Annotated in this window: 13 protein-coding genes; 5 read left to right on the top strand and 8 right to left on the bottom strand. The window is 70.9% G+C overall.

Annotation, left to right across the window (positions count from 1 at the left end; genetic code table 11):
- Positions 1-50 precede the first annotated feature (50 nt).
- The 8 genes from VZQ01_RS12185 to VZQ01_RS12150 all read right to left on the bottom strand — a co-directional run bounded on the left by VZQ01_RS12185 (position 51) and on the right by VZQ01_RS12150 (position 11,419).
- Positions 51-1,976, bottom strand: a complete 1,926-nt coding sequence (locus VZQ01_RS12185; RefSeq protein WP_267697765.1) for a tetratricopeptide repeat protein — start codon at positions 1,974-1,976, stop codon at positions 51-53.
- The gene (locus VZQ01_RS12180; RefSeq protein WP_223746344.1) at positions 1,976-2,614 is read right to left on the bottom strand and encodes a hypothetical protein; all 639 of its coding nucleotides are present in this window, start codon (positions 2,612-2,614) and stop codon (positions 1,976-1,978) included. Before VZQ01_RS12180 ends, VZQ01_RS12185 begins: the two co-directional genes overlap by 1 nt.
- On the bottom strand, positions 2,611-3,141 hold the full coding sequence (locus VZQ01_RS12175) for a hypothetical protein (RefSeq protein WP_223746345.1): 531 nt from the start codon (positions 3,139-3,141) through the stop codon (positions 2,611-2,613). Before VZQ01_RS12175 ends, VZQ01_RS12180 begins: the two co-directional genes overlap by 4 nt.
- Positions 3,138-6,410 (bottom strand): tetratricopeptide repeat protein, encoded by a 3,273-nt coding sequence (locus VZQ01_RS12170; RefSeq protein ID WP_426747885.1) that lies wholly within the window; start codon positions 6,408-6,410, stop codon positions 3,138-3,140. The genes VZQ01_RS12175 and VZQ01_RS12170 overlap by 4 nt, the downstream gene beginning before the upstream one ends.
- Positions 6,407-8,053, bottom strand: coding sequence for a hypothetical protein (locus tag VZQ01_RS12165; protein ID WP_426747884.1), 1,647 nt, complete (start codon positions 8,051-8,053; stop codon positions 6,407-6,409). Before VZQ01_RS12165 ends, VZQ01_RS12170 begins: the two co-directional genes overlap by 4 nt.
- Positions 8,050-8,685 (bottom strand): outer membrane beta-barrel domain-containing protein, encoded by a 636-nt coding sequence (locus tag VZQ01_RS12160; protein WP_046711417.1) that lies wholly within the window; start codon positions 8,683-8,685, stop codon positions 8,050-8,052. Before VZQ01_RS12160 ends, VZQ01_RS12165 begins: the two co-directional genes overlap by 4 nt.
- Positions 8,686-8,749: 64 nt before the next feature.
- Positions 8,750-10,972, bottom strand: a complete 2,223-nt coding sequence (locus VZQ01_RS12155) for an AgmX/PglI C-terminal domain-containing protein (RefSeq protein WP_267697762.1) — start codon at positions 10,970-10,972, stop codon at positions 8,750-8,752.
- Between the two features lie 39 nt (positions 10,973-11,011).
- Positions 11,012-11,419 carry a hypothetical protein gene (locus tag VZQ01_RS12150; RefSeq protein ID WP_223746349.1) on the bottom strand — a complete coding sequence of 136 codons (408 nt, stop codon included), beginning with the start codon at positions 11,417-11,419 and terminating at the stop codon, positions 11,012-11,014.
- 233 nt (positions 11,420-11,652) lie between these two features.
- Here VZQ01_RS12150 and VZQ01_RS12145 point away from each other — a divergent pair, with 233 nt between their 5' ends.
- The 5 genes from VZQ01_RS12145 (at position 11,653) to VZQ01_RS12125 (ending at position 20,994) form a co-directional block, all read left to right on the top strand.
- Positions 11,653-13,995 carry an MtsA protein gene (locus tag VZQ01_RS12145; RefSeq protein WP_426747883.1) on the top strand — a complete coding sequence of 781 codons (2,343 nt, stop codon included), beginning with the start codon at positions 11,653-11,655 and terminating at the stop codon, positions 13,993-13,995.
- A 142-nt stretch (positions 13,996-14,137) separates the two neighbouring features.
- Positions 14,138-15,727 (top strand): calcium-binding protein, encoded by a 1,590-nt coding sequence (locus VZQ01_RS12140; protein WP_267697761.1) that lies wholly within the window; start codon positions 14,138-14,140, stop codon positions 15,725-15,727.
- Positions 15,728-15,897: 170 nt separating this feature from the next.
- Entirely contained in the window at positions 15,898-17,226 is a 1,329-nt protein-coding gene (gene mtsC / locus VZQ01_RS12135) for a cell-cell cohesion MYXO-CTERM protein MtsC (RefSeq protein WP_223746352.1), read from the top strand.
- A 34-nt stretch (positions 17,227-17,260) separates the two neighbouring features.
- Positions 17,261-19,249 carry a cell-cell cohesion protein MtsD gene (gene mtsD / locus VZQ01_RS12130; protein WP_223746353.1) on the top strand — a complete coding sequence of 663 codons (1,989 nt, stop codon included), beginning with the start codon at positions 17,261-17,263 and terminating at the stop codon, positions 19,247-19,249.
- Complete coding sequence (locus tag VZQ01_RS12125) at positions 19,246-20,994, top strand: vWA domain-containing protein (protein ID WP_223746354.1); 1,749 nt, start codon at positions 19,246-19,248, stop codon at positions 20,992-20,994. The genes mtsD and VZQ01_RS12125 overlap by 4 nt, the downstream gene beginning before the upstream one ends.
- The last annotated feature ends 10 nt before the right edge of the window (positions 20,995-21,004 follow it).

Genomic DNA, 21,004 nt, shown 5'->3' with positions numbered 1-21,004 from the left:
CAGGGCCGTGGCCCCGGGTCGACGAGGGCGGGCATCCACCCGCCGGCTGACTACTCCGCCTTCGCGGACGCGGCACCACCCAGTCGCTTCAGGGCGATTTGCGCATCCTCGTGATTCGGCTGGAGCTTCAGCGCCGTCTGATACTCCTGCTTCGCCTCATCCACGCGCTGGGTCGCCTCAAGCAACTGCCCCAGGGCGTTGTGCGGCTCGGCGAACGTCGGGTCCACCTGCGCGGAGCCCCGGAAGGACTTCTCCGCGTCCTTCGTGTTGCCCTGCTGGTACAGCGCATGGCCCAGGTACAACAACGTCAGCGCGTTGCGAGGCTCCACCGCCAGCGCATCACTCAGCACCTTGCGCGCCTTTGCCCCATCACCACCACGCAGGTACAGGAAGCCCAGCTCCGCGCGCGCTTCAATCTGCGCCGGGTCCTTGGCCACCACCGCCTCCAGCTCCGTCACCGCCTGCTCCGGCCGCCCGCGCCGCGAGTGGACGATGCCCAGCCGCGCCAGCGCCGCCGTGTCGGCCTCCTCGCCCTCCTTCGGGCGCAGGTACGTCTCCGCGCCGGGGTAGTCCCCCATCGCCATCAGCAGGTCCGCCAGGCCCAGCTTCGCCGCGCGGTGGTTCGGGTCCTCCTTCAGCACGCCCAGGAACAGGGGCTGCGCCTTCGCCGCCACGCGCTTCTTCGCGTACGTGTCCGCCAGCGCCAGCCGGTTCTCCACCGTCGGCGACAGGGCGACGCACTCCTCGTACTCCGCGATGGCGCCATCCAGGTCACCCTTGGCCTTGAGCGCCTCGCCGTAACCCGCGCGCGCCGCCGCGTCCTTGGGGAACGCCTCCACCGCCGTCTTCAGCGTGGCCACCGCCTCGTCCGCCTTGCCCAGCGAGAGGTACGCCCGGGCGAGGCCCTGGTACGCCTCCGTCGTCTTCTTGCCGTCGTCGGAGCTCTTCTCGATGGCCTTCTTGAACGCCTCCACCGCCTGCTTCTTCTTGCCCTGCTCCAGGTACAGGTGGCCCAGCTGCGTGTACGGGCCACTGGCCCGACGCGGCTCGAGCACCAGCGCCTTCTCGAAGGCCTTGGTGGCGCGCACGTTGTCGCCCAGCTGGTAGTACGCGAGCCCCAGGTTGAAGTGCGCCTCCGCGTACTTCGGGTCCGCCGCGATGGCCTTGATGAACGCGTCGGTGGCCTTGCGCGGGTCGCCCTTCTCGTTGAGCGCCACGCCCAGGTTGTTCTGCGCGCGCGCGTGCTTCGGGTCCGCCGCGATGGCGCGCTGGTACTCGCCGATGGCGCCGTCGAAGTCGTTCTCGCGCAGCAGGATGACGCCCAGGTTGTAGTGCGCCTCCGCGTCGCCCAGCTTCTCGCGCGTGGCCTCGCGCAAGGTCGCCTTCGCCTCGCCGTTGAGGCCCTTCTCCGCCAGCGCCTTGCCCAGGTTGATGCGCGCGACGTTCAGCTGGGCGTTGAGCTTCAGCGCCTCGCGGTATGCCTCGATGGCGTCGTCCGTGCGGTTGGCGCGCTGCAGTGCCTCACCCAGGTTGAAGCGCAGCTCCGCGTCCTGCGGCGCCAGCTCCACCGCCACCGAGTACTGGCTGATGGCCACGTCCGTCTCGTCCAGCACGCGCGCCAGCAGCCCTCGCTCCGAGCGCAGCGTCGCGTCCTCGGGGAAGGCCGCGATGGCCTGGTCCAGCAGCGTGCGCGCCTTCTGCGCGTCGCCCGCCAGCCTGAGCGCGCGTCCCAGCGCCAGCCTCGGCGGGACGAGCTCCGGCTCCAGCTCCACCAGCTTCGTCAGCGGCTCCACCGCCTTCTTCGGCTTGTTCAGCGCGAGGAAGGCCGTGCCCAGACGGTAGAGGGCGTCGGCGTCGTCCGGGGACGCGCGCAACCGGGCACTCTCCACCGCCGCGGTGCGTTCGAGCGCCGCCGCGTCGGGGGGAGGCGCCTGGGCGGTGAGCAACTGGAGGACTAGGACGCCGGCTTTCGTCATCACAGGTTCTCCACGTAGGGACTGGCGCGCGCGTCGAACGTCTTCTTGGCGAGGGCGGACTTCTTCGCCTCCCACGCCTCACGCGCCGCCTTCTCTTCCTTCTCTTCCTCGGCGAGCTCGGCCCTCTCCGACTTCACCTCCGCCTCGCACTCGGCCACCTGCTCCTCGTACTCCTTCGGGTCCAGCTCCTCGCTGCCCTGCACCTTCGCCTTGCGGGCCGACGTCAGCTTGGCCAGCTCGAACTTCGCGAAGGCGCAGTCGCGCGCCAGCTCCGACACGTCCCGCAGGCCCACCGACAGCCGCTGCTTCGCGCGCAGGTACTCCACGCGCGCCTCGGACTCCTCGATGGCCAGCTTCGCCACCTCGCGCGACACCTCGTCCGTGGCGCGGTCCACCTCGTCCTCGGCCGCCTCCTGGCGGTCCTTGGCGCGGCGGATGTTGTCGCGGGCCCGGTCGATTTCGTTGTTCGCCTCGTCCACCTTGTCGACGGCGAGCGCCAGCTCGTTCTCCGCCTCGAGCAGCTCGATGCGGACCTCGAACGGGAGCTTCTTCACCAACGAGTTGGGCACCTTCATGCCGTAGCTGGAGCCGCAGCCGGCGGCGAGCAGGGGAAGGGTGAGCAGGAGCAAGTGCTTCATGGAACGGTGGCCTCGAAGCTGCCGAAGATGGTGCGGCCGGAATAGATGTCGGTGCCGTTGACGAACGTGACGTGGAACTCGCCGCTGATGCGCTGGCCCTGCGCCGTGGGAATCCGCTGGACCACCAGCGAGCCCCGCTCGAGCGGAGGGAAGACGCGCGCCGGCTCGTCCAGCACGCTGCGGCCGATGGCGCCCCGCTGCGCGCCACCCTCCAGGACCTCGGCCAGGTTGATGTCCAACCCGCCCGTATAGCCCTCGGGAATCATGTCCCCCACGCGCGCGCTGACCTTCAGGAGCGTGTTGACGCCCGGCCCCTGCGGCTTGACGAAGTTGATGGACAGCTCGCCCTCCGCCAGCACCGCCTCCGCGCGCGTGTAGCGCAAGTCGAGCAGCGGAGAGACGCTGCCCTCCAGCCGGCCGCCCTCGTCGCCGCACGCGCACAGGCCGGCCACCAGCACGGCCGCCAGCGCCAGCCCCCGAAGGGGCCGGACGCTGGAGATGGACGTGGCGTGGATGCCCGGGCTCACTTGCACGCCTTCCAGCCCGCGCTGTCCACGTCCGAGCCCGTGAGCGAGCCCACGTCCTTGAGGACCGCCAGCTCCCGCCGGGCCCCGTCCACGTCGCCGAAGCGGCAGCGCAGCGCGGCCAGGTTGAGGCGGGCCTTGTCGTAGGTGGGGTCGGAGTCCATCGCCTTGGCGTAGGCCTCGCGCGCGCCCATCGCGTCGCCCATGTTGAGCAGCGCCCAGCCCAGCGCCGAGTGCGCCGAGGCCTTGGTGTCCTGCAGCTCCGTCACGCGGCCGAACGTCAGTTGCGCCACGCCGAACTGCCGCGCGTCCAGGTACGCCATGCCCAGCGCCTCCAGCGCCTCCACGCTGAGCGTGCGCTCGGCCTTCTTGCGCAGTTCGTCCAGCGCGGCCGACTGCGTCGGCGCGCCCGGCTGCGGCACCGGCAGCGACGCCTGCTCGGAGCGGGCACGGCAGCCCACCACCGCGGCGTTGAAGACCTCCAGCGACTCGGCGCGGGACAGACACGCCTTGAAGGCCTCCTCGGAGCGCGCCTTGAGCGGCCCGACCTGCTCCTTCACCGCCGCCTGGAACTGCTGCGACTCGGAGGCCGACAGCCCGCCCGGCACCGGCGTGGACTCGACCACGTCCGCGATGTGCCCGTACGCCAGCGCCAGCCGCCACAGCGACGCCACCGCCCACTCGGGATAACCCAGCGACGCGGCCTGCGTGTAGATGCCCTCCAGGCCCTGCAGCGCGGCGACCTTCTCCTCCACCTTGTCGGAGGGCAGGTCCTTGTAGCCGCGGTAGAGGATTTCGCCCAGGTACCACAGGCCCTTGGCCGCCTCCTCCGTCTGCCCGTTGGGGCCCTGCACCGCCGTGGTGAGCGTGGCCACCAGCGCGTCCGCGCTCGCCGTGGGCGCCGTGGTCGCCTGCACCTCGGCGAGCACCGCCGCCGCGCCCGCGCTCCTGGGGTCCTGCTTCAGCGCGGCCTCCGCCGCCAGCTTCGCGCGCGAGTAGTCCTTCGCCTTCAGCCGCGCCTCGGCCAGCAGCACCAGCACGTCGCCCTTGCGAGCGCCGGAGGACTCCGCCGCCGTCTCCAGGTTGCGCGCGGCCTCCTTGTACTCACCCAGCGCCATGCGCAGCCGCGCGCCCGCAAGCCACCCGTCCACGCCGGCCACGTCCGAGCCCAGCTTCTGGCCCACCTGCTCGAACCAGCTGGCCGCCTCGCCGAACGCCGCGGCCTCCGCCGCGTGACGGCCGAGCGTCAGGAGCACGTCCGACAGGTACTGGCTCTTGGGGTAGTCCTGCGACAGCTTGGAGCCCAGCTCGCGCTCGGCCTGCAGGTCCCGCTTCTCGCGCGCCGCCGTGAAGGCGCCGTAGAGGGCCTTCTCGCCGATGTCGCTGTTCTTGTTCTCGTCGGCCACCTTCACGAGGCCCTGGATGACGTCGCCTGTCTCCTGGGCGCTCTGCAAGGCCAGCTCGTCGAGCGCCTCGGCGCGGCTCTGCGTGAGGATCTTCTGCACCTCCGCGCGGAAGTTGCCCGGCAGGGGCGCGCCGAGGAACTTCTTGCCCGTCTCGTCCAGGCCCTTGAAGTCGTTGACCTGCCGCAGGCTGTCCAGCGCCAGGTTGCCGGCGACGGTGGACTCCTTGTGCTGCGGGTGGGAGAGGGCGAAGGCGGTGAACAGCTCCGCGGCCTTGGGGTAGTCGCCGTCCTCGTAGAAGGCGCGCGCGATGTTGAACTTCACGTCCAGGGCGTTGGGGCTCTTGGGGTAGCGCGACACGTACTCCGCGCCGAGCAGCTTCATGGCCTGGCGCGCGTCCGCCACCTCATACGCGTTGCGCTTGAGCGCCTCCTCCGGCTTGAGCGTGGAGAAGTGCGCGAGCAGCGCCGCGTAGAGGGCGTCCTCCTCGCCCTTCGCGTCCTTGGCCTTGGCCTCGTAGCGGGCCAGCTCCTCGAACTGGCGCGCCGCCTCCGGGAAGGCCTTGGCGGAGAAGAGCGCCTCCGCGCGGTTCTTCATCATCGGCCGCACGTACTGCTCGGGACGGAAGAGGCTGAGGTACGCCTCGTACGCCTCGGCGGTGCTCAGGTAGAGCTCCTTCTCCTCCTTCTTCTGCGCCGCCAGATGCAACTGGGTGGCCAGGTCGCGGCCCATCTCCTCCAGCTCCGCGAGCTGCTTCTTGCGCTCGACCTCCACCAGCTCCGGGTCCGTCTTGCTCTGCACCGCCGCGCGCACCAGCACGCGCAGGTCCTCCGGCTCCGGCAGCACCTTGCCCTTGGCCGCCTTGAGCGCGTCGTAGAGCTTCTGGCTCCGCTCCAGGTCCAGCTCCGGGTCGTGCTGGATCTCCATCAGCTTGCGCAGCGCGGGGATGGCCCACTCGTACTGCTGCTTGATGAAGTAGCGGTTGCCCAGCTTGTCCAGCGCGAGCGCGTACGTGGCCCGGCTGTCGCTGAGCTTCTCGAAGTAGTTGAGCGCGCCCTTGGGCGGCTTCGCCTCGGTGTAGCTGTAGACCAGGTCCAGCAGCGCCTCGCGCTTGACGTTGAGCGCCTTCTTCACGTCCACGCCCGGCAGGGGAGCGCTGGCCGCCGCGGCCTCGAAGAACGTCACCGCCTCCGCGTGCTTGGCCTGGTTCACGCGAATCCAGCCCATCTTGTAGCGGGCCAGGTCGTGAACGGGGGAGGGCGGGGCCTCGAGGATGGCCTGGTAGTGCTTCTCCGCTTCGACCAGGTCGGCCTTGTCGAAGAAGTGGTCGCCGAGAATCTGCTCCGCCTCCAGCCTGAGCGGGCTGTTGGGGAACTTGCGCGTCAAATCGCCCAGCGTCTTGAGCATCTCGTCGAACTGGCCGAGCTCGCGCTGCTCGTGCGCCAGGTAGAACGTCACCTGGTCGCCGTCCTTGAAGTCCGGGTACTCGCGCAGGAGGCGGTAGTACATCTGCACCGCCTTCTGCTTCATCAGCCGCGTCTCGGGAGAGACGATGGCGCCCGTGGCTCCCTCGGGCCGGGACTCGGCCTGCAGGTAGTACACGTAGCGGCTCTTCTCCACGTAGAGCTCGGCCAGCCGGAACTGGAGGTCCGGCAGGTACGGCGCGTTGCGGCTCTTGGAGATGAGCTTCTCCGTCTCGCCGATGGCGCGGTCCACCTTGAAGATGTCGCGCTTGAGCTTGGCGATGAGCTCGTCGCGCTCCTTCGCCTTGGACACGATGGGGTTGAAGCCCGCGGCGTTGCGGCCCGGGCTTCCAGGGGCGGCCGCCAGCAGGGCGGCGGCAATCAGGCCGGTAAGCTGGCCGGTCATGGGGTCTCCTCGATGCAGCGGCTCTCGATGCTGACCCGGTACGACTTGAGCTCGTCGTTCCAGTACTCGCCGTCGAAGCGGAAGGCGACGCTGTCGGGCGTCAACAGGGGCTCATCCACCGGCACCACCAGCTTGGAGCCCTTCTTCACGCGCTCGTACAGCTTCAGTCCCACTTCGTATTCCATCAGCCGCACCTGCTCGGCCGCGCGCAAGAGCGTGTCCGCCTCCTGCCGCACCGCCTTGGCCAGCCGCGCGTCGTACACCCGCACGGCCTCCGCGCGGGACAGGTCATAGAGCTTCGTCAGGTGGGTGAAGAGCCGGTCGCCGAAGCTGCCGGCGTAGCGGCCCAGGCGCTCGCCCTCCAAATCCAGCGTCTCCACGAAGCGCGCCGCCCGCTTCGTGCCGCCGTGCGAGTTGGCCGCGCGGCGCAGGCGGATGTCCTGCGTCAGGTCATCGCGGTTGCGCACCGCCTCCAGCGAGTCCGCGAAGCGGCGCGTGAGCTCCTTGGCGGCGCGCTTGGCGGGCAGGTAGTGGCACAGGTCGCGGTAGATGAGCGCGCGCAGGAGGTACTTGTCCGGCAGGAACTCGTCGCGGAAGGACGGCGCGTCCAGCGTGGTGAGGATGCCCAGCGACGCGCGCGGCTCGCCCAGCTTGTAGCGGGTCCACGCCTCCTCCAGGTAGAGGCTGGCGCGGCCCGGGTCCAGCTGGGGCAGCTTCACCAGATTGTAGGCCTCCAGCGCGCCCGTGTAGTCCTGGCGCTCGTAGCGCAGGCGGGCCACCGCGAGCGCCGCCTCGTTGCGCGCCGAGCGGGTGAGCTTCTCGTCCTTGGACAGCGTGAGGAAGTCCGAGATGAGCTCCTCGGACGGCTCCTTCACCTGCTTGAGCCGGGTGACGAGCAGCGCGAACTTCGCGTGGCTCGCCTCCGCGCTCGTCTCCGACAGCTTGGCGAAGTGCGTGTTGGCCCAGCGCTCGTTGCCCACGCGCAGGTCCACCAGGCCCTGCTGGTAGTGCGCGTACGCGCCCGTGTCCTCGGGCAGGAAGCCCAGGTCCAGCGCGCCGAACACCTGCTCGTCGATCATCACGTCATCGTGCGGCTGGTCCGTCAGCGCCTTGAGGGCGTCGAGCGCGCGCGGGATGACGTTGGGGTTGGAGCGCTCGCGCGCGATGCGCGCCAGGTAGGACGCGCCCGCGTGCGTGAGCCCCAGGTCGATGAGGCTCCTGGCCAGGAAGTACTGGCCCCAGGCGTAGTTGTCGTCCGTCTTGGGCGCGGCCTCGAGCCAGGCGTACAGGGGGCCGGCGGCGTCGCGCGGCTTGCCGTCGAAGTAGTCCTGCAGCGCGCGGTCGAACGTGGCCGGGTCCACCTTCTGCGGGAGCGACGCCGGTGGGGCCTCGGCCTTCTTGTCGCCCTCGGGCTTCTTGTCGGCCCCGGGCGCGGCGGCGGGCGTTCCCGGCGCGGCGCTGCCCTCCGCGGGCTTGGCGGCGGGCGCGCCGGACGCGGGCGGCGTGCCGGTGGACGCGGGCTTCGCGTTCCCCGGGGGGGGTGGCATGGGCAGCGCGCCGGCGCCGGACTGGGCGCGGGCGGCCGCTGGAGACACGACGAGCGCGGCGCTGGCGAGCGCGGCGATGAGTGAGCGGGAAGTCATTCCGTGGCGCCGAAGTTGAACGCGGTTCCGAGCTGGACGACCGGGACGTTGATGATGCGCGAGGCGCCGGCGAAGACGACGTTGTTGGACACGTCCAACCGGAACGACACCGTCTTGCCGGAGAACATGCGCACGCCCAGGCCCAGGTTGACGGCGGGGCGGAAGCCGTCCTGCCGGTCAATCTTGACCACCGTGCCGCCGCCGAGCAGGAACGCCTCGAAGTGCAGCACGGAGCTGTTGAGCACCGCCGTCTTGCCGTACAGCGGGCTCCACACCAGGTCGGAGCCCACCATCCACTGCACCTGGTCCTCGAACGCGGACGCGGTGGGGGCCACGTCGAAGTCGCGCTCCAACTGGCGGCGCAGCGACGTCTGGATGTTGTAGCTGTACGTGCCCCGGCCCACCTGCCACGCGAACGTGTCGCTGAAGTGGTACGTGTACGAGACGCTCCCGGTGAGGCCCTTGTAGAAGGCGTCCGCCGGCAGCACGCCGACGCCGAGGTACAGCTCGTGGTGCATCCGGTACTGCCGCTCCTGGATGGCGGAGACGGAGCCGGGGTTCTCGAGCGCCTCGGCCTGCGCGCGGGCAAGGCCGGGCGCCAGGAACAAGAGGATGAGCAGGGCGTATCGCACGGTGGGGGCTTCCTGGCGGATGAGCGGAACGGAACGCGGGGAGGAGGGGGTGGTCCCCCTCGCGTCAGTAGCCGACGGAGTTGAAGAGGAACGGGTAGGTGATGATGACCACGCCGCCCTTGGGGGCGGGGAAGGTCCAGGTCTTCAGGTTGGAGAGGATGCACGCCTCGACGGAGGCGTTGCGCAGCGTGGAGGACTTGGTCTTCGCCGCGGCCACGCGGCCGTTGGCGCCGATGGTCCACTCGAGCACCACCTTGCCGGCCAGGCCCGGGTCCTTGAGCAGCGCGCGCTCGTAGCAGCCGTGCACCTCGTTCAGGTGGCTGTTGATGACGCGCGCCACGGCCTCGCGGTCCACCGTGCCCTGCGTGGAGGCGATGCTGCGCGCGGTGGCGCGCGTGACGGTGCCTCCCACCTTGCCCTTGCCCACCGAGCCCGCGCCCAGGGCGCCGATGCCGCCGCCGCCCTTGCCGCGCAACAGCTCCGCGCCCAGCGTGGCGCCGCCGCCCTTGCCGCCGCCGCCCAGGCCGAAGGTGCCCAGGCCCGCGTTGGCGATGGGCGCCTTCCCGATGAGGCCCGACAGCTTGTAGTTGGAGTTCTTCACGTTCTTGCTGCCCGGCCCGCTGCCCAGCTTGTCCACCGCGGCCAGCAGGTCGTTGGTGGCGGGGCCCGCGGCCGACAGCTTCGCGAGCGCCTTGAGCGCCTTGTTCTCCGGCGGCGCGGCGGCCACGGCCTTGGCGGGCTGGGGAGGCGGCGGCGTCTTCTCCACCGGCTTGGGCGGCGCCTTCTCCGCCACCTTCGCCTCCTCCTTCTTCACCGGCTTGGCCTTCTCCTTGAGCGCCTCCAGCTTCTTCTTCGCCTCCTCCTTCTTCTTGGGCTCGGGGGCGATGAGGCGCAGCGCCACGGGCGGCAGGTTCTTCTGCGTGAAGTCCGCCGTCTCCGGCGTGGGCGGCTTGAGCGCGATGAACGCGCCCAGGCCCGACGCGAACAGCGCGAAGCACGTCATCGCCAGCCACGGCAGGCCGCGCAGCGGGTTGACGAACACGCGCGCGGGCACGGGCGCCGCGTAGGCGACGAGCGACATCTGCCCCTGCGTCAGCCGCGCGCCCACGCCCTCGCGCAGCGTGATGAAGCGGCGGCTGCCGTCGGACTCGAGCGAGGCACCGGTGACGGGCGTGAAGCGGCCGTCGGAGCCGCTCTTCTCGACCTCGGTGCCCGGGGGCACGAAGAGGCGGAAGGAGCCGCTGATGGACTCGGCCAGCGTGAAGGGCGCGCCGGTCTCCGGCAGCGTGAAGCCCCACAGCGGCATCGCCTCCGGCAGCTCGAGCGAGGCCACCACGGGCTTCTTCCTGTCCGGCGCGAAGCGGCGCGCGTCGCGGCGCACGGTGCCCCAGTACAGCTCCAGGTAGAGCTGGGAGGCGCCCTTGCCCGGGTCGATGCGCGGCGCGTGCGTGGGCCGGGAGGCGGTGACGCGCGGCTCCTGGAGCAGCGGGCCCTGCGCGACGGGGAGCGGGTCCAGCGCCACGTCCGCGAGCAGGTCGTCCGCCAGCAGCATGCCGGTGTTGACGGGCGCGGCGGCGGCGGGGGCGGGCTCCTGGGTCGCGCGGCGGCGCACGGACGGGACGGTGCCCGCGGGCACCGGCGCGTGCAGGGGGATGGGCTGCGCGGGCGGGGCGGCGTGCGCGACCGCGCCGTGGACGGCCGCCTGCGGCGCGACGGGCGCCGGCATGGGCACCACCGCGGGCTGGGCCGCGTGCTGCGGATAGATGGCCTGCGTCGCGGCGGAGGGCGCGGTCTGCTGCGGCACCGCGCGCACCGCGGGGACGGTGGTGGCGAGCGGCTGCGTCGGCGCCGCCTGCACGGGGCGCAGCTGGCGCACGGGCGCGGCCTGCGGCGCGGGCGGCTGGGGCGGGGCGGGCTGCGGCGCGCCGAACAGCGCGGCGACCTCCGGCGGCGGCTGGGGCTTCACCTCCTGGGGGCGCTGCGCGAGCACGCGCGTCTTGAGGACGAAGGGACCGCAGAGCACCTCGTCCACCGAGCGGATCTCACACGCGGTGACGCGGTGGCCGTTGACGAACAGGCCCGTGGCGGTGCCCGCGTCCTGGATGGCCGCGCGACCGTTCTGGAAGTAGAGCAGCGCGTGACGCGGCTCCACGGCCGGGTCATCCAGGCGCAGGTCCGACGTCGGGTCCGACCCGAGCGCATACGTGCCGGGGACGAACACTTCCGTCCCAACGAGGAGTCCGTCGCGGAGGATGACGACTTGCAGGACGCTGGGCTGGCCGCTCAACGGTGACGCTCCCTTCAAGGGCGGGTGGGCGGTACTGCCCTACTGGTCGTACACGGTGGCGAGCGTTTCGGCGCGGAAGCTGTCGCGCTCGCGGATCATCGACCGGGTCTTCAATTCCTTGCGGTCATACAGATACACCGCGCCCGACTTGTTCGTCTGACCCTGGATGAGCCGGTCATCGAAGTCGATGCGCGAGGGCCCGCGCTGCGGCGGCGCCGCGGACGCGGTGGCGTCCGGCTCGCCCGTCACCGGGTCCGTCACCGGCGCGCCCTTGGTCTCGATCTTGGGCGGAGCCTTGGGGCCGGACTTCTTGCCCGCCGCCTTCTTGGCCTTCGCTGTTTTCGCGGAACGGCCGCGGCCCTGGGCCCATGCGTCGCTCGGGTGCAACAACGTACCGATGCCGAGGAGCTGGGCGACGACCATGCAGAGGAGGAAGCGTCGCATCATCAACAGGTTAAGCGATGCGCGTATGGACCTGTCAACGCACACTCCAGGGCCATTCACGAGGCGTGGTGCGACAGGTGTGGGGGGCACTCCACCCCATGTGGGGCGCGTGCTCCACGACTCGTGTCTCGCGTTGCCGGCCGACTGGAAATGTGGCGTGCCGCTCCGCATCCAAATCCAAGGAGGCGCCGTCCAACCGGGCGAGCGCCCGGAGAATCATCGCGGCGACGCGGGGGATGAGAGATGCTGCGCGCGTGACGAGCGCGCTGCGCAGATGGAGTCTCCTGACGGTGGGCGTCCTGCTCTGGTCCGCCGCGGGTGTCGTCGGATACCGGCTCAGCGCGCGGGAGCCCCGGGGTCAGACGCCCCCGCGGGCACAAGGTCCCACTCCACCCACCACCGGGCCCCGGCTCACCGGCGTGGGCCCCAGGCTCACCAGCAACGAGACCTCCCAGCCGCTCTCCGTGCATGGCGAGCAATTGGTGACCGGGTTGCGACTGTCACTGGGTCCACCCCTGTCACTGGAGCTGCCGCTGAGGGTGGTGGACTCGCGCCACGCCTTCGCGCGGCTGCCCTCCGGGCTGAAGCTGCCCGAGGACTCGCCCCAGGTCGTGGTGGAGGCGCGCCTGGTGTCGGAGCGGGCGGACTGCTGCGAGGGACAGGACGCGCTCACGGTGGTGAACGACACCGCCTTCCCGGACCTGACGGGCATGGTGGCCTCGCCCGATGGGCGCACGCTGTTCGTCGTCTCGCCGCCCACGGACACGGTGTACGCGCTGGACGTGGGCTCGGGCCACGTGGAGGCGCTCCCCGTGGGTGACGGGCCCTCCGCGCTGGCCACGTGGAAGGACGCGAGCGGCAGGGCCTTCCTGGGCGTGGTGCACCGCTTCCAGCCGGAGCTGTGGGTGTATGCGCTGGAGGCGCGCGGCGCGCCGCGGGTGTGGCCCGCACCGCTGGGGGCCTCGGGGCTGGAGGTGGATGGCGCGCGGGGCGTGGCCTACATCGCCGAGCAGGTGCGCGACACGGTGCGGGCGGTGTCGCTCGAGGACGGGCGCGAGCAGTGGACGACGCCGGTGGACCCCAACCCGCGCGCGCTGGCGCGGTGGCGCGACGTGCTCGCGGTGGGCAGCCTCCAGACGGGGCAGGTGGAGCTGCTGCGGCTGCGGGACGGCACGCCCGTGTTCACCGTGGCGCCGGGGCCGGGCGTGGCCATCGTCGGCGGACGCACGGAGCCCTTCCGCGCGCAGGTGATGGGCGGCCACGCGCCGCGCTCGCTGGTGGCCAGCGCCCGGCTGGGGCGGCTGTTCATGGGGAGTCTGGGGCCGAACGTGGGCCCCATGCCCCAGCGCAAGGAGGTGCACGGCAGCAGCGGCGTGTCCGTCATCGACCCGGCGACGGGCGACTTCGTGCGCCACCGGGGCTTCGGCGTGGGCATGACGGAGGGGCTGGCGCTGGATGACGCGGCGGGGCTGCTCTACGCGGCGGACGTGGCGCTGGGCCAGGTGCGCGTGCTCGACGCGCGGGCGCTGGTGTCCAACGACGACCGGCTGGCGCGCGACGCGGTGTTGCAGGAGCTGGTGGTGGCGCCGCCCGAGGGCACGCCGCTGATTCGCCCCGCGGAGGACTTCTCCGTCAAGGGCCGCGCGGGCCCGGAGCTGCACTCGGGGCCGCGCTCGCTGGTCCTGTCCCCGGACGGCCAGCGGCTCTACGTGCTCAACCGCTTCACCCGCGAGGTGGCGGTGGTGGACGCGCGCGAGGCGCGCAAGGGCGGGGCGGTGGTGGCGCGGCGGCTGCCCGTGGTGGCGCTGCGGCATCAGGCCAAGCGTCGGCAGGGACAGGTCCTCTACTCGGCGGACCTGGGGCGCTCGGGCATCACCTGCGACGGGTGCCACATCGAGGGCCACACCGGCGGGCTCTTCTACGCGAAGAAGCATCCCGTGCGCATCTACCGCTCGCCCACCGTGCAGGGCAGCCGCGACACGCCGCCCTTCTTCACGCCGGCCAGCCAGCACAGCCTCGCGGAGACGGCGAGCTTCGTCGGCGCGCGCAACCGCTTCCACAACCCGGACCCGTCACCCTCGGAGGTGGAGGCGCTCACGCTCTTCACGTCATTGATTGCCACGCCGCCCAATCCGTACCGCGGCGAGGACGGCGCGCCGCCGCCGACGGTGACGCTCCCCGACGGCGCCGTGGGGCACCCGGCGCGGGGCCGCGCGCTGTTCGAGGGCAAGGGCGGCTGCGTCGCCTGCCACCCCGCGCCCCTCTACACGCTGGACCAGGACGCGGCGACGCGCGGCCAGTACCTGGACGTGGGCACGCCGGTGGCGCTGCCCTTGCGGCTGGAGCAGCAGGAACTGGTGGTGGGCGCGGCGCCTCCTTCCCTGGTGGGCACGTGGGATGTGTGGCCGCTGCTCACCAGCGCCTCGGCGGGCTACGCCGCGAAGGAGGGCCGCTTGGTGGTCGACACGCGCTTCCCCTTGAGGAAGGTGCTGGAGATGTCGGGCCCCGCCCACGGAGACGCGCGCGCGTTCAGTCCCCAGGAGCGGGACGACGTGCTCGCCTTCCTGCTCACATTGTGAGCGCGAGGCCGAACCTGGCGCGTCCAGGTTCCGTGGCGGGGCGAAATCACCGCCATCGCTGTGTGCGAGCGCGAGGAGATTTCGTCGCGGACGCGGCTGTCGCTTGCGTTGTCGTGGGGGGCTGCGGTCTACAATCCATCTGATGCGCCTCCTTCCGCGCTCCGCGTGGCCGCTGCTTCCGATTCTGCTCCTGTCCTGCTCCGACGCGGGCCTGTACGCCATCGACGGGCGTGGGGCCAACGGCGGAGACCGCGCCAACTTCTCCGGCAAGGTCTGCGTGCCGCTCGCCGGCGGCGATGCGTTCCCCACCAAGGTCCTCTTCGCGCTGCAGGGCGGCGAGGGCGTCGAGACGGAAATCGTGGGCTACGCCACCGACGGCCTCGCCACGCTCTCCAGCCGCTTCTCCGGGCCGTTCGTGAAGTTCGGCCTGGTGGCGTACCACTCGGTGGCCACCGGCATCCTGGGCGGCTTCTCCGACGCGGCGGACTTCCAGGCCGCGCTGCCGCGCTTCGCCACCTATCAGGAGACGGGGCCCGTCAGCATCCGCTCCTCGCTGCGGCTGGCCAAGACGCTGCTCGCCGGTGACATGCAGACGTCGTGTCGCGGCGAGGTGGCCCGCACGCGCTACGTCGTCGTCGTCGTCGTGCGCAGCCAGGACACCAGCTGCGCCAACCCGGCCTTCAACATCGGCCTGGACGCCACGTGCAACGCGCTGACGGACAAGGTCGCCTGCAGCCAGTGTGAGCTCACCGCCGTCACCGGCGAAATCAAGGCGCTGGCCCAGCAGTACGGCGCGGGCGAGGTGGTGGTGCAGCCCATCTACGTGCGCGACGTCGCGGACCCCAACACCCGCGCGCACGTGGCGGCCATCGCCCACGCGGGCGGCACCCAGGCGGTGGAGACGGACGCGGCGGGCCTGTCCCCCACGCTCTCCGGCATCCAGTACGCCGCGCGCACCAACACCCTCAAGCTCAAGCGCTTCCTCGCCTTCAACCGCAACGTGGTGGTGCGCGCCGGCCAGGTGCTCGTCGACAGCGACGGAGATGGCCTGCCGGACGTGGACGAGGTCGCCCTGGGCACGGACCCCACGGTGGTCGACTCGGACCAGGACGGGCTGATGGACGGCATCGAGGTCCGCGTCGGGTTGGATCCGCTCGTCCCCGACATCATCAACGGCTGCAACCTGTCGCTCGACGAGGATGGAGATCGGCTCAACACCTGCGAGGAGCGCGTGCTGGGCACCAACCCCTGCATCGGCGACAGCGACGGCGACACGATTCCGGACCTGGTGGAGGTGCTGTCGCAGACCAACCCGCTGGTGCCCGAGGACCTGCTCGACTCGGACCGCGACGGCATCACCAACGTCGCCGAAATCGAGGCGCATGGAGACCCGCTGAGCGCCGACCTCGACTTCCACCGCGAGCGCGCCTACGGCTACGACCTGGTGGAGTCCGAGCCCACCGTGGACGGACGCACCTGCTACGACTCGCGCGTGGAGAACATCACGCTGGTGCGCACGCTGGCGCGGCCCCACCCGCTCGTGCCCGGCGAAACCATCCCTGCGGGCACCAACGAAATCTACCTGTACCTCCAGGCCGGCCGGGACAACGACCCGCGCGGCGCCGGCATCGGCTCGCTGCTCATCCAGAGCATCCAGTACGACGAGAAGGAGGGACGCACCCCCTCCGGTACCCTCCTGTTGGACCCCGAGGCCTTCATCCTCGGAACCTGATCCACCCGTGGGTGTGGGGTCTTCCCCTCGCCCGGGCTGGGGAGTGCCCCCCACACTCCTCCGCCCAGTCCTCCTCACTCCATGCGCAACCCTCTGGAATCACGGATGTTTGATTCACGACGGGGAGCGGATCGACTCTTGCTAAGGGCTCGGGGCTGAAAGGAGTCACCATGTCACGCGTTCGATTCGCTCCGGTGCTGATGCTCGGGGCAATGCTGGTCGTGAACCCCGGTCTTGCCCAGGCACAGTCCAACGACAATCCCGACAACCCGGAGTGTCTCGGCGACAGCTGCGGCAAGCCCCAGGAGGAGGGCGGCGGGTGCGGGTGCGGGTGCGGCGGCTCGGTGTGGGTGAACTACACGGACGACGGCGACACGCTCGCCTACACGGACGACGCGGACGGCGACGGCCGCGCGGATGACCGCGACAACTGCCCGTTCGCGTCCAACCGCGACCAGGCGGACAGCGACGGCGACGGCGTGGGCAACGTCTGCGACAACTGCGCGACGCTCTCCAACTTCCAGCAGCGCGACGCCGACGGTGATGGCATCGGCGACGACTGCGACCCGGACCGCGACAACGACGGCATCGCCAACGAGCAGGACAACTGCCCGCTGATTCCCAACCAGGACCAGGCCAACCTGGACGGTGACGCGCAGGGCGACGTCTGCGACGCGGACGACGACAACGACGGCGTGGCGGACGGCACGGACAACTGCCCGCGCGTCGCCAACCCCGACCAGGTGATGCCGGCGGACGGCAGCCAGTGCCGCGTGGACGCGGACGGCGACAACATCGCCGACAGCAGCGACAACTGCCCCGGGCTCGCCAACCCCGAGCAGACCGACAGGGACAACGACGGCGTGGGTGACGCGTGCGACCCGGACGACGACGACGACGGCGTCCTCGATGACGCCGACAACTGCAAGGACGTGGCGAACCGCGACCAGGCCGACAGCGACGGCGACGGCGACGGCGACGCGTGCGACATCCTCTTCTGCGTCGTGGTGGACCCCACGCAGAAGCAGAACTGCCTGGACCCGAAGAAGGCCTTCGCGGTCAGCGCCGGCGGCACCATGAAGCTCTCCCGCTCCGGTGAGTCGCTGCGCCCGCCGCTGTTCGCCAACCGCAACGGCGCGGCCATGGAGTACCGCTGGACGGTGACCAAGCGCCCCTCGGGCTCCAACGCCGTGGTGGAGAACCCCCAGGGCGCGGTGACGCTCAGCCGCAACTGGCAGTACTCGTACGTGGACGGCAGCGTGCCCAACTTCGTGCCCGACACCGAGGGCACGTACGAGCTGACCGTGGAGGCCCGACTGGCCTTCGCCGACCGCGTCTTCCCCGAGCAGCGCGTCTCCACCAGCACCCTCGTGCTGACGGTGGGTGAGGGTGACGGCGAGGGCGGCAACTGCAGCTCCGTCCCCGCCGGCTTCAGCGCCACCGCGCTGGGCGCCGCGCTGCTGCGCATGCTGATGCGCCGTCGTCGCAGCGAGCAGTAATCTCGTCGTCCCCCTCGCCAGGAGGTCGTACCGCATGCGTCGCCTTGTCCGACTCCCGCTGCTGATGGCGGGCCTCCTGGCCACGGGGCTGTTGTCCTGTACCGACTCCATGTTGGAGCCCCGGACGGAGCAGCAGACCCACGTCGATGACCGCGTGATGCTCCAGGGGCGCGTGTGCACGCGCCCGCCCAACCCCTCCGGCTTCCCGGTGAAGGTGGTGGTGGTCATCGACGAGTCGGGCAGCATGTGCATCAGCGACCCGCCGGGCGCGCAGACCGACAGCGGCTTCTGTCAGCGCGCCGAGGTGCAGGCCATCATCCCGCCGGGCGTCACCGAGCCCGCGCGCGTGCGGGCCCTCAAGCGCCTGGTGAACCAGTTCCGTCAGGTCAACGCGGCGGGCGGCAACGTGCAGGTGTCCGTGGCCCCCTTCGAGACGAACGTGCGCAACGTCTGGCCGCCGGCCACGACGGGCAACCGCTTCGCCCGGCCCGACACCAACATCGACAGCTACATCGACGGCCTGCAGAGCCAGCTGGGCAAGGGGACCGACTACCAGGGCGCGCTGTCGTACGCGTACAGCCTCATCGCCAGCGACATCAACGCCGTGGCCCTGTCCAACCCGGAGGTGCTGCCGCGCACCCGCTACGTCGTCGTCTTCCTCACGGACGGCACGCCGTACCCGCGCTGCTCGGCCACCGACAACCTCAGCGTGTACGCCAATCCGGACAACCCGGACCTGACGTGGGCGGACTCCATCGTGAGCTTCTGCAACGCCACGAACACCACGGACCAGATCGACGGGTTTGAAATCGGCACGGACCGCAACCAGAACTACCAGCTCTTCAGCTACGTGCGCCGGCTGATGGAGCTCAAGGACCAGTACAACGTCGGCGACGTGCGCATGCACACGGTGCTGCTCTTCAACCAGGAGGCGGTGCGCGCGTGCGGCCCCATCTGCCAGGAGATCTACGGCATCTACCCCGGCGTGCCGCAGGCCCAGTACCCGGAGGCCGCCAAGAAGATCGCCTCCTGGCTGCTCAAGCGCTTCGCGGACATGGGCAACGGCGTCTACCAGGAGTTCAACGACACGGCCGAAATCTCCAACCTGGGCCTGGGCGCGCTGGACTACTCGTCCTTCGCGTCGCGCAACGTGATGAAGACGCTGCTGGTGGAGCCGCTGAGCTCCTCGCCCGGACTGGACGGACGCGTCATCGACAGCGACGGCGACGGCGTGCCGGACGACGTGGACAACTCCTTCACGCTGAAGACCCACCCCTTCACCTCCGACAGTGACAGCGACTGCCTGGACGACGGCTTCGAGCACCGCCGCGAGGACCAGGGCTTCAGGGCCGCCAACGATTTGGACGCGCGCGGCTGCAACCCGAACTCGCCGCTGACGCCGCGCTGCACGTGCCGCGACACGGACGGTGACGGGCTCTCCCAGTTCGCCGAGGCCTACCTGCGCACGCGCGAGACCATCGTCGACAGCGACGGCGACGGCATCCCTGACAGCATCGAGGCGCGCTGGGGCCTGAACCCGCTGGAGCCCAGCGTGGCGGGGCTGGACACGGACGGTGACGGCCTGCCGGACGAGGTGGAGCTGCGCGCGGGCACGGACCCCACGCGGCGCGACAGGGCCTTCTTCGAGAAGAACGGCTTCCAGTACGAGACGCGCATCGCCGAGGTCCTCCCCAACGGGAGCATCTGCTACGACTACACCGTCTCGAACCTCCAGATGGTCGCCACGCCGGACCGGCCGGGCACCAAGCAGGGCTTCAACCTGTTCAAGCTGTGGTTCGCGGAGGCGCCGGAGAGCGGCGTGGCCACCGACTACGGCGTGTGGCGCGCGGCCTGCGCGTGGTCCCAGTACTCGCCGCCCAGCGTGCGCGTGCCGGTGGGGCCGGAGCTGACGTTGACGAACGACAACTTCATGGTGCCCACGGAATTGAGCAATCCCTGGGACAGCCAGGGCCGGTGCGTGGGCGCGCCGCCCTCGGGCCAGCAGGGAGGTCTGCTTCCGTGAGTGTGGCCGCACGTATCCTGGCGGGGCTGGTGGTCGCGGTGGCGGTGACGGTGGCCTGCACCGACTCGTATCTGTATGACCCGCGCCGCGACGTGGAGGTCCCCGTGGACCGCTCGGTGTCCATCCAGGGCCGCTTCTGCAGCACGGGCTCCAACGAGGTGGTGCGACCCATCAAGCTGGTGGTCGCCATGGACGCCTCGCAGTCCATGCGCGTCAGCGACCCGGACGGCACCCGCGCCACCGCGCTGGTGGAGCTGATTGAAAACCTGCCCAGGGACCCGGAGGTCCACCTGGCGGTGGTGCTCTTCGCCGGCAGCACCACGGCGTTCCTCACCCAGACGCCGGGCAGCCCGCCGCAGGACGGCTTCGTGCAGGTGGCCAGCTTCGACGACGCGCGGATGCGCCAGCTCACCGAGCAGCTGCTCACCTTCCGCAACCCGGACAACTCCCCGAACCGCGACTCGACGGACTTCGTCAAGCCGCTGTCGGACATCTACTCGCTCATCAACACGGACATCGCGCGCAGCCGGCTGGAGCCGGGCGGCGCGCAGGCGCTGGCCCAGGCGCGCTACTCGGTCCTCTTCCTGTCCGATGGTCGGCCCACCACGGACCAGGACGACGAGCTGCTGCAGGGTGACGCGGTGGTGCGCATCCGCCAGCTGCGGGACCTGGTGGAGGACGTGCGCGTCAACACCGTGCACGTCTTCAACCCCACGCAGCCGGTGTCGTCGGTGTGTGATTTGTCGGGCGACGGCGGCTGCCCGCTGCTCATCATCAACCAGAACTCGGACCGGCTGGAGAAGATGGCGGCGCTGGGCGGCGGCAACTTCCGCGACTTCCGCAACAACGAGCCCATCAACTTCCTGGATTTCAGCTTCGGGCAGGTGCGCCGGACGTTCATCGTGAAGGAGGTCATCGCGACGAACTTCTCCTCGCCGCCTGGCAGCCCCTTCGACGAGGCGGACACGGACGGCGACGGGCTGTCGGACGCGCGCGAGCGGGAGGAGGGCACGGACCCCAACCGCGTGGACACCGACGGCGACGGCTTCAGCGACGGCGTGGAGGTGTACTTCCGAGACCGCGGCGTGGACTTCGACCCCACGCAGGTGGCGGACCCGGACGGCGGTGGCCTGGACAAGGGCTGCCCGCCGCTCCTGCGCGCGTCGGACTCGGACTGTGACGGCCTGCTCGACTGCGACGAGCAGTTCATCGGCACCAACGCGACGCTGGCCGACAGCGACCGCGACGGCGTGCCCGACGGAATCGAGTGGCGCGGCGGCACCCAGGGCGCCAGCGACGACCTGGACGAGGACCCGGACAACGACGGGCTGTCGAGCCGCGCCGAGCTGCGCCTGCACACCCGCCCGCTGGTGGTGGACACCGCGAACCTGGCGGCGGAGGGCTACCGCTACTCCTTCGAGGCGGACGGCCCTCCGGACGAGCTGGGCCGGCAGTGCTACACGCTGCGCGTGGACAACGTGCTGTTGGCGCCCACCATCGCCTCCGCCGACGACGCGGGCGTGGTGGTGCGGGGCGCCGGCTACAACGACATCGCCTTGTCGGTGGCCATGGTGCCCGCCGACGACCCGACCGCGCGCACGCAGGTGCGCACCTTCCGGGTGAACCACGTGCGCTACCCGGTGGGGGGCATCAAGTCCCCCGCCGACGGCATCATCCGCGTGAATCCCGAGGACTTCGTCGACGGCTGCCCTGGCCGTCCCGACGTCACCCTCCCGACGCCGTGAGAAACGACGC

Source organism: Myxococcus faecalis (genome assembly GCF_050039385.1).
Taxonomy (GTDB): Bacteria; Myxococcota; Myxococcia; order Myxococcales; family Myxococcaceae; genus Myxococcus; species Myxococcus fulvus.
This window is presented reverse-complemented; position numbering and strand designations above follow the sequence as displayed.